Origin of the sequence: Pantoea sp. MT58, from assembly GCF_014495885.1 — a bacterium.
In the GTDB taxonomy this organism is placed as follows: Bacteria; Pseudomonadota; Gammaproteobacteria; order Enterobacterales; family Enterobacteriaceae; genus Pantoea; species Pantoea eucalypti.
Map to the genome: position 1 here is coordinate 45,312 of NZ_CP061084.1, position 12,989 is coordinate 58,300.

Sequence of the window (12,989 nt, forward strand, 5' to 3'; positions counted from 1 at the left end):
CACATGAGTTATCAACGCAAGCAAACAGGTTTGCTCAATGATTTTTCATCATGCTACAAGCTGGTTTAATCGCTTAAAATCGATAATATGTCATGTGTCAGTGATATTTAGTCACTAAAGGCAAGAGCAAAGAGCTTTTATATGCGCAGAAAAATACCCAGTAGTGCGTCGCTTCAGGCTTTTGATGCTGCAGCGCGACACGGAAACTTTGCCCGGGCGTCAGAAGAGTTATCCTTAACAGAAGGGGCGATTAGCCGTCAGATTGCGCGCCTGGAAGCGTTGCTGAACTGTAAACTGTTTGACCGTGTGGGAAGCCGGGTAAAACTTAATCCGGTCGGCGCGCGCTACGCGCATCACGTGCGTGAAATCCTTGAGCGCCTTGAAAGAGATACGCAATACATATTGGGCCTGCCACAAGGCAGTCAAAGCCTTGATATCGCCGTCCTGCCGACCTTTGCCAGCCGCTGGCTTATTCCCCGTTTGAACAGCTTCAACGCATTGTTTCCGGCAATAACGTTAAATATTGCCGCCAGAACGGATCCTTTTATTTTGCCTGGCAGTGGTTATGATGCGGTGATTCATTTTGAGCATTCCGCGTGGGCAGGTATGCGTGTGCAATTTCTGTTTCAGGAAAATCTGCTGCCTGTCTGCCATCCTGCTTTGTTAACTGATGATGACGTCAATCAGCAATTAAATAAACTTCCGCGCATTCATCGGCGGCAGAATCCTGATGCATGGCATCGCTATGCGCAGGAGAGTGGAATAGAGCTTGATAACCCGGCGCAGGGGGCGCGGTACGATCTGCATGAAATGGCCATCGCGGCCGTAATGGCGGGGCAGGGAGTCGCATTAGTTCCTCGTATGTATATTGAGAATGAATTAAGTTGCGGCACACTTGTTTCACCGTGGCCTGCATCAGATAGCCTGAGCAAAAGATTCTGTTTAATAAAACCCACGGACACGCATATAAGTGAGCCAGCTCTAAACAGTTTTGAGCGCTGGTTGCTGGCTGAAATGAATACGCACACAAGTAACACAAAAATTTGGTGATGTCCGCTTCCCGCTCAGTTTGGATCTCCGGTCTCAGCGAAGACGTTATGTGAGTACCAGATCAACGATCTAATAATCAACATTTGCTGTGGGACGGCGATTCGCACAGGCAGTGTGGGTATAAAGTCTGTGCTGTTGAACAGATTGTATGCTGGCAATTCCGCCATAATGTTGAGAAAACTCTAAGCATTGTTTCTAACGTCTTTACCCAAAAATTATTGTTATTAAGGCTGGCTTCCTGCCAAAGCGGCCATCGAAATCGCCAGATCGTTAAAGAGCTGAAGAAAATATCTGTCAGTGATTATGATCTCTCAGGAAAACTGTCAGCACATCTTTTGGCGGAGTACCCTTGCACTCAGAAATTAACCAGCCCACCGCCCCGCGATGGTAAGAACCATGAAAGAGCATGTGATTTATCATATCTGCAGCAGTCATTTCTCCTTCACTACCATCGACAAAGCTGAACTTAATTGTTTCTTTTAAATCGGCAGGAGACATCGAACTTACGCGCTGGATATACCAGTTTATACAGTCGTTCATTTTAACTTCAAGTTCATCTGCTGAGGGTGTTTCAGGGGTGTTGAGGGCAGTGTAGCCATGCTTATGCCCCGAAATATTTGCTCTAAAGATCATATCAACCACATAAATATGGTTCATCAGTCTAAGCATCAGATGACGCTTTTCTGCATAGGCAGATTCACTGATGCCTTTAATCACCTTTAGCGTTTCAGCATCAATCCAGCGTTTAAATTTTAAGAGTGTAACCAGCGAAGTGTTGTCCATGAGTTTTTCCGTGATTTTCCTGTTCCGATAGCATATCAATTATGCACGTAATGTAGCCGAGCCTCTGATTCTAAGGCATACGTATAAACAATGCTCGCTCCTCGCAGACGTCAGCCTGACGTCAGTCCGCAGAAATGCTCCATGAGTCTCAGTAGGGGAGCGTCAAAGAACGCTTATGATAAAAGCTTTCCCTCACATACAGTACAATGTGCATGCTTGATGTTAGAACTTCACAGGCAGTGAATCTTGTTAATAAGGAATTCAAACGTGATTGATTTCACCCGTTTTATCGAGCGCTTTGAACAGCTCAATGCTCAGTTACTTCCTCCTGCTAAAGTCATCGAAAGACAACTCAATGGGTTGTATATAAGGAGATATGAGCCAAAAACGATCGTGGATGAGGTTCTCATCGTATATCACGGTGGTGGTGTTAACTCTGATGCTGGTTACGACATTCTTTCAAGACAGTTGAGCTCCGCTCTACCCGTCTGTGTTTATCTCATTGATATCCGTGGGCACGGTCGCTCAACGGGAATCCGAGGGGATGCTTCAAGCCCTGAGCAAATCTGGCAGGATGTTGATAAAGTCATCGATTATGCTCGCGCTTCTTTTAGCGATGCCAGGGTTCATTTGCTTGGTCATTCCAGTGGCGGTGGCATGCTGATCAACTACTTTACGCAATATTCTCTATCGCGGAAAGTTGAAAGCCTGATTTTGCTAGCCCCAGCGTTAGGCCCTTTTTTACCCCCGAATCTGAACCGGGATTCTTCCATTCCCTTTGCATCGATAAACCGTTGGAGCTTCATAATCAATGCAATGAGTGGGGGTTTTCTTTGTGGTCATTCTACGGGAGTAAGGCTTAAATTTCCCTGTGAGGTGATCAATTCGAGGCCGGACTTCGTTCAGACTTATAGCGTTAATATGGCTAATGCCCTTACCCCTCGTAATCCAGCAAGGCAACTCAAAGCGATTTCGATTCCACTAACAATCATGCTTGCTGAGCATGACGAACTGTTTGATGTAAGCAGAATGGATGAGTTTTTCAGGAGCTGCGGCAATCCGCATTTAACCAGGCGAATTGTTGAGGGCAGCACACATCTCGAGTGTATTTTTGAGTTAACAGATATCCTGAGAGAACACTTCAGACGGCTGTCTTCAATGACGGATTACAAACATGAGTAGTTATCTTTTAAAGGGCAGAATTGCCTGATCGTCATGAGGCTAACTCATGTTTTTCCTCGTCTCGGATAACTATAATCGTCTCTCCTGACTCCTTGAAATTTTTACATGACAATCTCCTGACGTGCTTCTCATTCTCATCTGACCAGCCCCCATCCAGGGTGACTTTATGTACAGAGGGGCATTTTTATTACAAACCTCATTATGCATCAGCAGTTATGTGCCAGAAATGGACGCTTCACACATCCAGTTTCAAAGATGATCAATATCTGCATGCCTGAAAAATTAATTTAAGAAATCATTCATAAAGACGAAACTTTATTTATTCAATATTAGTAGTTTGGCGTGCTCGATTCATTTTAAACGGAGTCTTAATGCGTCTTTTTCATTTCAGTGATAATTCTGATATTACTATATTTAAACCTCGCCAGTTAAGGGTTCATGTTGATCGACCTGCCGGGCAGGAGTGGTTAAACGGCTCACTGATATGGGCTACGGATGAAGCGCATGAATTACTTTATCTTTTCCCTCGTGAGTGCCCACTTATCATTTACTGGCCACGACCTGACACAAACAGAGTGGACATTGAAAAATGGATGGGCAGTGACTCCCAGGCCACGGCGATTGCTTGTATTGAACATGCATGGCTATCACGTTTTCAAAGCGGGAAAATTTACAGATATGAATTGCCAGTAGATGGCTTTGAACCAACAGGAGAGGTCGGTATGTGGGTATCTCAAAATAATGTTATCCCAACTGACTTGAAAGCGTTTTCCAACCTTGATACTGAACTTGCATTGCGCAATATAACGCTTCGGGTAATGGAAAGGCTAACGCCACTCAAAAGCGTATGGCTGACATCACTTCACGCCAGTGGGATAAGATTGAGAAACGCACAAGACTGGGGCAAGCCTGGCTGGACGCATTCCAGGCCGGGTCGCCAGATTTTTGTATAAACGTGTTACCGACAGGTAAGGCCCTTACATCGGTAATGCCTGATCATCGTTAATAGCAGACGTTAGCCTGACGTCAGTCCGCTTGATACCGTAAGCGGACCGGTAAAATGCTTTGTATCTGAGCCACGCCTTAAGGGCTGGTTGGTGGCTGCGTATTAATTTAAATGACTGAGACCGGAACACTCGTGCTGCTTCAGAACGTTACGAAGTCAGAAAAGCGATTCTTTAATGCTGATTTCGTCCACGCGAAGGATTGAAGACATATCAAAGCCGTCCATGTCAGACATGAACTCCTTGCTGGTCATATATTTCTGATTTAAGGCTTCTATTTCGGCCCCTTCCTGATACGTCACTGTTGCAATGACCTGACATTCTTTCCCCAGATAAACATGATTGACATATATACCAAAGGCCGGAAGAGAGACCATGTGTCGGGGCCAGTGTCTGTGAAAATAAATTTCTGCTGACTGTCTGTCTTTGAGTGTATAGATTCTGACCTGCTTCATGATATCCGTCCCGCTGTGAGAGTTTCATTTAGAGGAAAGCCAAAGCATACCAACTCTGTTACTGAGTAATTAGCAAAAGACTGCATTTAGCCCTTAACCGACATTGTTCCCGCACGTGATGCAAACGCCATTCTTCGTTACATATCGAATGTCACTACTTACTTTCTAACAGACCCAGGCCATAAGACCCGAAACGCCGCTTCTGGCGGTTCGGCGAAGTTAAGCTGTCTGCCAGTTAGCGTAATCAGGCCAACGTCCCGGTATGCCGGAGAGCTTAAGGTGGCGGGAGATCTATTCTGACCGCCGCGGTGTGCCGGAAGAGGCCACCGGTGGCTTAAGCTGCAGGGATATTGTCTGGAGCAAACCAGCCGCCGCTGCCAGACAACTTTATCCGGAAATACTTAGCTGATTTCATCTTTTGCAAAACCAGCCTGTAGTCTTTTCAGTATGACACTCATGCCCCTGCTGACAATCCGATCCTCTCGCATTACTGTCCCCAGAGTTCGATGAAGCGAGGGCGTCACAGAGTAAAGACTCAGACCCTGCCTTTCATCAATATTTGCAACAGACATACGGGGAACGATGCTGTAGCCCAGACCGGAACGTACCATCTTTTTAATGGCCTCAATACTGCCAAGCTCCATCATGGGGCTGACAGTTAGCCCGGCATTATGAAACCATTCGTCGATCAAGGCGCGTGTCCCGCTCCCAGGTTCAAAAACAATCAGCGGCAGTGACAAAAGGGCATCGGGAGACAGCGGTTTCACGCTCTGATCTGGTGCATCCTTTTCCATGATCACAACAAACTCATCAGTGCCCAGCGGGCTTACTCTCAGGCATTTGCCGTTAGCTGGAAGTGTTACAAGCCCAATATCTATACGATTCTCCTCCACGCTCCGGACAATATCGGAAGTATTGCCCGTGCGGACGTCTACTTTTAGCAGAGGATGTGCCTGTCGCAGCTGCTGCAGTACGGGAGGCAGAAGATGAATACAGGCCGTTGCCCCCATGCCGACAGTAACGGTGCCGGTTATGTCGTCTGAGTGCAGAGACACTGACTCAATGGCTGTATTGATTACTGAATCAATTTTTATACAGTGCTCAGAAAAAGTCAGCCCCGCTGGAGTGGGTCTTATTCCCCGGCTGGTTCGCTCAATCAGGCGGACCTGGAGTGTCTGCTCCAGCTGTCTTATCTGCAGGCTGACAGCAGGTTGTGAGAGTCCGAGAGCGTCTGCTGCGCCGGAGAAACTGCCCCGGCTGATGACCATCCTGAAAGTCGCAAGGTGATCCAGGTTCAGGTTTGCCATGTCAAAGTTTTCCTTATACCGCTGATAAGTCCCGCAGTCTGACTGAAATTATTTACCCGGGTTAGTCTTTGTTTCTCAGAAGAAAAAGAGCCTTACCGATGGAAATAACAGAAGCAGATAAAAGACATATTCCTGCTATCCAGCAGATTTATGCTTACCACGTATTACAGGGCACCGCTACTTTTGAAACCGAACCGCCGGATGCAGCTGAAATAGCAGCCCGACTGGAAAAGGTGCGTTCAGCAGGACTGCCCTGGTTTGTGGCGGTTGAGGACGGACAGGTCCGGGGGTATTGCTACCTCTCCTTTTACAGGGAACGTCGCGCCTACCGTTTTACCCTGGAAGACTCCGTCTATATGGATGTCAATTATCAGGGACGAGGCACCGGTAAAATGTTGTTATCCCATGCGATAGCCTGGGCAGAAGCCCGTGGCTTTCGCCAGCTCGTAGCCGTGGTGGGAAATAGCGAAAACAGGGGCTCTCTTGCTCTGCATAGTGCTGCAGGCTTCAGCATCACCGGCACACTCCGGTCGGTAGGATTTAAGCATGGGCGCTGGCTCGATACGGTCATTCTGCAGCGCACGCTCGGACAGGGCGACGCCACGCCTGCGGAGAGCAATTGATGACAGACGGACATCTGACCGGGCGCAATATTTTCTGCGTTGGTATGGCACAGCTTATCAACTGGGGAATTACGTTCTACATGCCCGGCGTTTTCGGAACCGCCATCATGGCAGAGACGGGCTGGTCTCCGGTGGTGACTTTCTCTGGCCTTACCGTTGCCATGCTGGTCATGGGGCTGGTTTCGCCGCTGACAGGTTATGTCATGGCTCGGACCGGCGGACGATTAATGATGATGGCAGGGACCGTTGCTGAAAGTTTCTGATGCAGCCTGCGGAAATTGATGTTCTGGAGGTATCTGCGTCAATTAAAGTCTGACTTGCGAGGGCTGCAACTGAAGCCTTATTTCAGGAGCGGACATTACTTATGTATAAAATCCAACATAACAGAGCATTTTTATGTTACAGGGACATATCAGCGATATTTGCCAAAGACTAATCGATAACTGGAGAAAAGAAACAGGAGTGCTTTTTACAAGGAAATCTTTCACACAGTAATGATGAGATAAGAACATCTGATTGCATCATGTTATTAGCCATTTAAAGCCGGAATGATTGATGAAGCGCTTTTGAAAGCAGATCTACAGCTTCGTCCCCATATGATTGGGCGCTTCGTATGAACACGATATTATGGTCAGGAATAGTAGGCATATTCTCAAGAATAACCATGTGGCCTGATACCTTTCCCCGATCCATTAAACTTACGGCCAGTCCTGCTTCGACACATGCCTGGACCGCCTTACTTGAATGGCTCTCCAGCACGATGCGCGAACGTCGACCTGAAGCTTTGAGCGAGGCGGTAATAGCCTTACGATAAATACATGGCGCTGCGTAGACAGCCAGAGGCAAGGGGGTTTCAAGCGCCACAGTATTGTTCAGAGGACCTACCCAGACGGGCGTGGTTGACATTAACAACTGCGCATTGGGACTGGTTTTTTCTTTAGGCTGGACGACCACTGCCGCATCCAGTTTTCCTCGATCTATCCACTCTTCAAGCTCGTTACTGGGCCCCATTTTCAACTCCATTACAACGTTCGGCCACGCCGCACTAAATGGAGGAAGTATCTCCCGGATAACCTGAGCAGCATACTCATCAGGCATGCCAAGGATGATTCGCCCGGTGAGATTCGCCCCATGAAGGTCAGCCAGTATCTGATCGTGCGAGCGCAGGAGCTCTGCTGTTGAGCGCAGAAGCTTTTTCCCTAGTGCAGTCAGCATTACGGACTGATTATCGCGTTGCAGTAACTGCCCACCTGCAACGACCTCCAGACGCTGAATGTGAATGCTCACTGCCGCAGGACTCTTATGGAGGAGTTTAGCTGCAGCGCTGAATTTTCCTGTTCGTACGACAGCATGAAAAGTGCGAAGTAGCTCGATAGAAAGCGTTGTGGTCAATGTTTACCTTCTTTAAACCAGTTGTACATATCATTTTGATTTACCAGATTACACCCATCTATTACCTTTTTGGAATGAGCAAAATAAATCAATTTCAAAGAAAAAAGTCGTTAAGCCTTAACTGGCTTTATACCATTCCTTTGCCCCTGCTTGAGGTTGCCTTACTGTTTTCCTGGAGTTCAGGTTTTATCGGCGCACGCTTTTCAATTAATTATGCCCCGGCATTACTGGTCGTGTTCTGGCGCTATGTTTTGTTAACGCTGCTCCTCTTACCCTTCGTGTACCGACCCCTGTTAAAAACACCTTCCAGAGTACTAATGATAAATGCCGGAATCGGCCTGCTGGCCATGGTCGGATACATGATCGGTGTGACCCAAGGGATTGCATTAGGTGTCCCGGCGGGACTCTCAGCCCTGTGTGCTGACCTGCTTCCGCTGGGAATGGCGCTGCTGGCGACAGCATTTTTGGGGGAACGGTTAGCCACCCGGGTCTGGCTTGGGCTTCTCACGGGACTGCTCGGCGTGATATGGGTGACCCGTAACGTGCTCACTTTTGGCAACGCCCCACTCTGGGCTTATGGTTTGCCGGTAGCGGGTATGCTGTCGCTTGCAGTAGCAACGCTTTGGCAGAAACGCAGTAATGATTCACAGTCAATGGATCTCTTGCCCAATCTCTGGCTCCAGTGTTTCGTCGCGGTAATTGCCTTTGCTGTAATTGGAGGCATTAACGGCGACCTGGCGCCTATCCCCACATTGGGATTCACGCTCAGCGTCTTATGGACGGCGACTCTGCCAACTTTTGGTGGCTACGGTCTCTACTGGATTTGTCTACGCCGGAGCTCAGCAACCCGTGTTACCACCGTGCTGTACCTCAGTCCACCTGTCACAATGATCTGGGCATGGGCTATGTTCAATGAGCCCCTTTCCTGGCAGATGGCTTTCGGTATGGCGGTTTCTTCTGTCGGGATCTGGATGGTCATACGTGGTGAGGCAGCAGATAAAAATCCTCCCTCATGAGCACCCATTTTAATCCGATTTGCTAATTAGCCGGGAGTCACTCTTTGCGGGGTCATGAGAACATGGATCTGTGACCTGCTTTCCAAAGATTTATACATCGCGATATCTGCAATGTCCGATTCTCGCTCATAGCGGACCTCAGCTCAGTTAGCTTGTCCGCTTTGTGCCAGATGCGTATATCTATCAACGGGGAGCAGGTCAATCTTGCTGTTAAAATCAGCAATCACCTCATCCCTATCGATTGCCATTCTCTCCATTGAATATTATCTGGTTTCAGACACGCACCCTATGCCTGTCAGGCATCCCTTTACTGCTGTTCTTCAGCCTGGTGGCGAAAGCGGTTAGCGTTTCCCCATTCGCAAAGAGGTTGTAACGCCTGCGCCAGCGAACGACCAAACTCAGTGATGCTGTATTCAACCTTAGGCGGCACCTCCTGGAAATCATGTCTTACCAGAATGCCGTCCTCTGTTAAATTTTTGAGTTGCTGGATCAGCACTTTTTCACTGATACCTTCAACGAGTCGTTTGAGTTCTCCAAAACGACGCGGACCAAACTGAAGATGGAATAACATAACGGGTTTCCATTTACCGCCAATATAACGAAAGGCCACATCAAGGCCGCAGATCGGCTCCATAACTTTTTCCTTATACATACCTTTAGGTAGGTACTGTTACATAAGAAGGTATAGCGTTACTATCTTTTTTTACTTCGCAATTGGGACAAAAACATGGGCAAACTGACAGGAAAAGTTGTGGTTATTACTGGCGCTAACAGTGGCATCGGACTGGCATCGGCGAAGCGTTTTGCCGCGGAGGGCGCGCAGCTCTTTATGACGGGACGTCGTGCAGCCGAACTCGAACAAGCTGTTCTGGAAGTGGGCCATAATGCGGTGGGGATACCCAGCGACATCTCTAAAATGCAGGATCTTGAGGCATTTTTTCAGGAAGTTCAGCGGCAGGCCGGGCATATTGACGTACTTTTCGCCAACGCTGGCGGCGGAGATTTCGCCGCTTTGGCGGATGTTACTGAAGCGCATTATTACCGAATTTTTGACACCAATGTTAAAGGCACACTTTTTACCGTACAGAAAGCGCTGCCTTTACTGAAAGAGGGAGCTTCAGTCATACTGACCGGTTCTACCAGTGCCACGACCGGCGTGCCGGCATTTAGCGTTTACAGCGCCAGCAAAGCTGCCGTGCGCAATTTTGCACGGGCATGGATCCTTGAGCTGGCACCGAAAAAGATTCGGGTTAATATTCTGGTGCCAGGCGCAACCTCGACTCCAGGCTGGCATGGTCTTTCACCTGACGAGACATTCAACAGTGAAATGATCCGTGCGGTTGAATCCACCACGCCGCTGGGCCGGCTGGCTGACCCCGCAGAAGTGGCCGCTGCGGCACTGTTCCTGGCATCGGATGACAGCAGTTTCGTTAACGGAAGCGAACTGTTTGTTGACGGTGGCTCAGCGCAAATCTAGTGATTATCTACGCTTAATAAGGCTTTACAGAGGTTCGGTTTCTCCGGGCTTCTGTATCTAAAAGAATATCAGACCCTCTGTGGTGCTCAGCTTCTGATACACCTTCTTTTAGCAAGGTCCGTTCTTCGCTCTTAGCAGACGTTCATCTGACTCAGTCCGCTTTGTGCCAGAAGCGGTCGTACAAGCATCAATCCAGTCGTTCCCATGGTTGCGTGATGAAACAGATGACGAATAGTGTTTTTTTTACGTAAGGTAAATGCTGATTCTGCAGCCAGGTAACGGAAGTAAACATGGGAAGATTTCAGGGTAAACGTATACTGATCACGGGCGGCACCAGTGGCATGGGGCTGGCAGGCGCTCAGCGTATTGTTACTGAAGGTGGCCACGTAGCCATTACGGGGCTTAATGACGAAAGGCTGGAATGTGCACGCAGCTTGCTTCCTGTGACATCGCTTATTCTGAAAAGCGATGCTGCAAGCGAAACTGACATCAACGGACTGGGGGAAGCTATCAGCGGCTGGGGTTCACTTGATGGATTATGGCTTAATGCCGGCTATGCAGAGGTAGGCTCTCCGGAATCTGTTACGGCAGATTCTTTCAATCGTATGATGAACGCTAATGTGCGCGGTCCGATGCTACAGCTGGCAGCTCTCTCCAAATCACTTAATTCAGGTGCATCCGTTCTAGTGACATCATCCTCATCTGTATATTAAGGAGCGGCGATGACAAGCCTGTATGCAGCGACGAAAGGTGCCGTTATTGCTATGGTCAAAAGCTGGGCATCTGCGCTGGCTGAACGCGGTATCCGCGTCAACACGTTGGTGCCGGGTCCGATTGAAACCAACTTCAGGCACTTCATGCCGGAACAGTCACGTCAGCAGTTTGAAGATTTTGTGGTAAGCCATGTTCCTTTAGGCCATGCAGGAACAGCAGAAGAGGCCGCTGCAGTTGCACTTTTCCTCCTGTCCGATGACGCATCCTATGTTACCGGCAGCCAGTATGCTGTAGATGGCGGGCTGGTTCATTACTGAAGTTTTTTGAGAGCTTAAATTCATATGCGCATTCCGGATTACCCTTCACAAGATTCTGATAAATGGGCTCAGGTAGATGCCTGGTTTTCTGAAAAGCTAGCCCCTGAAGATTCAGATTTAAAATACACTCTCGCTAATAACTCAGATCAAGGTTTGCCTACGCATGACGTATCCTCTTTGCAGGGAAAAATGCTGGCTATTTTCATGCAAATGTCACGTGCTGTTCGGGTTCTTGAAATAGGAACGCTTGGGGGGTATAGCACCATATGGATGGCCAAAGCTCTCCCACCACATGGAAGCATCACGACAATTGAATTCAACGAGCATCATGCAGAAGTGGCCAGCCAGAACATTAATAAAGCGGGGCTGGCTGAGCGCGTCACGTTGCACAGGGGAGCTGCGCTTGAGGTCTTACCCACGCTTGATGCTCCTTTTGACCTGATTTTTATCGATGCCGATAAAGTGAATAACCCCCACTACCTTGAATGGGCTATCAGACTGTCGAAACCAGGCACTGTTATCGTAGGAGATAACACAGTGCGCGGTGGCAATGTCATTGACTCCACGAGTGAGGATCCTAACGTTTTGGGCCTGCGAAAATTTGTCGGGATGATTTCTGAGGATGAACGCCTTGAAGCGACGGCAGTTCAGACTGTTGGTGAAAAAGGATGGGATGGTTTCGTTATAGCTATCGTTAAAACCCTATGATGGTATTCAGGAAAACGCACTGACCTCAAATGTTCATTCACTGTTTCTGAACGATAAATAAAAACTGTACTGTTTATGGTGTCTAAAAGTTATATACAAAACGTTCGCTTTTCTCTCATAACGAACATTGTTTGTTGCACATGTCCGCTTTGTGCCAGAAGCGGACTCAGAGTAAAGCTATTCATCAAATCGTTATTCGATTCGTTCCACATTTGGATGACGCTCGGTTGAGGCTTCATGAAAAATATCACTTAGCCAGCCAGCAATCTCACCTTCTGTCATATCATCTGGAATAGCGACGTCATAAAGCCAGGAAAACTTCCTTTCCGTCAGGTCAGCACGAAACACCAGCCACCGATCATTCTAACGTTGAACGCCAAGATGTCGCCCAAAAACGTTATATACCAACATATGCAACCTCCGAGCATGCTGATGAATCTCTGAATTAATGGTATATACGTCTGGGCAGGTCAACGAGAAAAACGAAGATATATAAATGGCCTGCGTCCGATTTTCACTCAAAGCGAACATCAATAGAGTTGCATATCATGGAAATAAAGATTCCGGTAGAAGCTCTCATCCTTTCCCAAAGGAGATGCATACTCTCATTCAGCCGTAATCTTTCATAAGAAATAAAGTTTCTGATAAGCGAACCGATAAAAGCTATGCCTGTCGGTATGATTGCCTCTGTCACTGACAGCGTTTGTCCTTTTAGAAGTGGTTCCCGGCTTTGCCTCCCCTGAGCCGGGATTTTTTATTTCTGTCACCAGATCTGCCGGAGAAACGCTGGTTTTAATCAAAAAAAAATTATCAAACTATGAACAGGTAAGTGCATCGATATGCATTCCCTGTAGTCCGACATTTTACACAAGCCGCATACAGCAATGGCCCACAACTGCCTATGAATGACCCTACAAAAAAAATAAAAAATTAGCGTTAACCCACATGTAAAGCTCTATTA

Annotated in this window: 13 protein-coding genes and 1 pseudogene; 9 read left to right on the top strand and 5 right to left on the bottom strand. The window is 47.8% G+C overall.

Annotated features, from left to right (window positions below; all coding sequences use genetic code 11):
- Positions 1-141 precede the first annotated feature (141 nt).
- On the top strand, positions 142-1,050 hold the full coding sequence (locus IAI47_RS19090; protein ID WP_003854328.1) for a LysR substrate-binding domain-containing protein: 909 nt from the start codon (positions 142-144) through the stop codon (positions 1,048-1,050).
- Between the two features lie 294 nt (positions 1,051-1,344).
- Here the strand turns inward: IAI47_RS19090 and IAI47_RS19095 are convergent, their stop codons facing one another.
- Positions 1,345-1,833 carry a DinB family protein gene (locus IAI47_RS19095; protein ID WP_003854327.1) on the bottom strand — a complete coding sequence of 163 codons (489 nt, stop codon included), beginning with the start codon at positions 1,831-1,833 and terminating at the stop codon, positions 1,345-1,347.
- A gap of 267 nt (positions 1,834-2,100) precedes the next feature.
- Between IAI47_RS19095 and IAI47_RS19100 the strand changes: the two genes are divergently transcribed.
- On the top strand, positions 2,101-3,015 hold the full coding sequence (locus IAI47_RS19100; protein WP_008924500.1) for an alpha/beta hydrolase: 915 nt from the start codon (positions 2,101-2,103) through the stop codon (positions 3,013-3,015).
- 371 nt (positions 3,016-3,386) lie between these two features.
- Positions 3,387-3,968, top strand: coding sequence for a DUF6886 family protein (locus tag IAI47_RS19105; RefSeq protein WP_008924501.1), 582 nt, complete (start codon positions 3,387-3,389; stop codon positions 3,966-3,968).
- A 209-nt stretch (positions 3,969-4,177) separates the two neighbouring features.
- Here the strand turns inward: IAI47_RS19105 and IAI47_RS19110 are convergent, their stop codons facing one another.
- Both IAI47_RS19110 and IAI47_RS19115 read right to left on the bottom strand, forming a co-directional pair.
- The gene (locus IAI47_RS19110; protein WP_008924502.1) at positions 4,178-4,474 is read right to left on the bottom strand and encodes a hypothetical protein; all 297 of its coding nucleotides are present in this window, start codon (positions 4,472-4,474) and stop codon (positions 4,178-4,180) included.
- Between the two features lie 401 nt (positions 4,475-4,875).
- Positions 4,876-5,781, bottom strand: a complete 906-nt coding sequence (locus IAI47_RS19115; protein WP_008924503.1) for a LysR family transcriptional regulator — start codon at positions 5,779-5,781, stop codon at positions 4,876-4,878.
- Between the two features lie 98 nt (positions 5,782-5,879).
- Here IAI47_RS19115 and IAI47_RS19120 point away from each other — a divergent pair, with 98 nt between their 5' ends.
- Complete coding sequence (locus IAI47_RS19120; protein WP_008924504.1) at positions 5,880-6,404, top strand: GNAT family N-acetyltransferase; 525 nt, start codon at positions 5,880-5,882, stop codon at positions 6,402-6,404.
- Entirely contained in the window at positions 6,404-6,667 is a 264-nt protein-coding gene (locus IAI47_RS19125; RefSeq protein ID WP_008924505.1) for a hypothetical protein, read from the top strand. The genes IAI47_RS19120 and IAI47_RS19125 overlap by 1 nt, the downstream gene beginning before the upstream one ends.
- Positions 6,668-6,941: 274 nt before the next feature.
- Here IAI47_RS19125 and IAI47_RS19130 read toward each other — a convergent pair whose 3' ends face one another.
- Complete coding sequence (locus tag IAI47_RS19130; protein ID WP_003854313.1) at positions 6,942-7,796, bottom strand: LysR family transcriptional regulator; 855 nt, start codon at positions 7,794-7,796, stop codon at positions 6,942-6,944.
- A 74-nt stretch (positions 7,797-7,870) separates the two neighbouring features.
- Here IAI47_RS19130 and IAI47_RS19135 point away from each other — a divergent pair, with 74 nt between their 5' ends.
- Complete coding sequence (locus tag IAI47_RS19135; RefSeq protein WP_187961297.1) at positions 7,871-8,812, top strand: DMT family transporter; 942 nt, start codon at positions 7,871-7,873, stop codon at positions 8,810-8,812.
- 307 nt (positions 8,813-9,119) lie between these two features.
- On the opposite strand, the gene IAI47_RS19140 is transcribed toward IAI47_RS19135, so the two are convergent.
- The gene (locus IAI47_RS19140; protein WP_003854309.1) at positions 9,120-9,446 is read right to left on the bottom strand and encodes a helix-turn-helix domain-containing protein; all 327 of its coding nucleotides are present in this window, start codon (positions 9,444-9,446) and stop codon (positions 9,120-9,122) included.
- Positions 9,447-9,539: 93 nt separating this feature from the next.
- On the opposite strand from IAI47_RS19140, the gene IAI47_RS19145 reads away from it, so the two are divergent.
- From IAI47_RS19145 to IAI47_RS19155, 3 genes and pseudogenes are all read left to right on the top strand, one after another.
- A complete protein-coding gene (locus IAI47_RS19145) occupies positions 9,540-10,289 on the top strand; it encodes an SDR family NAD(P)-dependent oxidoreductase (RefSeq protein WP_008924508.1) in 750 nt (249 codons plus the stop codon).
- A 290-nt stretch (positions 10,290-10,579) separates the two neighbouring features.
- Positions 10,580-11,320: pseudogene (locus IAI47_RS19150) on the top strand (SDR family oxidoreductase).
- Positions 11,321-11,344: 24 nt separating this feature from the next.
- A complete protein-coding gene (locus IAI47_RS19155) occupies positions 11,345-12,028 on the top strand; it encodes an O-methyltransferase (protein WP_008924511.1) in 684 nt (227 codons plus the stop codon).
- The last annotated feature ends 961 nt before the right edge of the window (positions 12,029-12,989 follow it).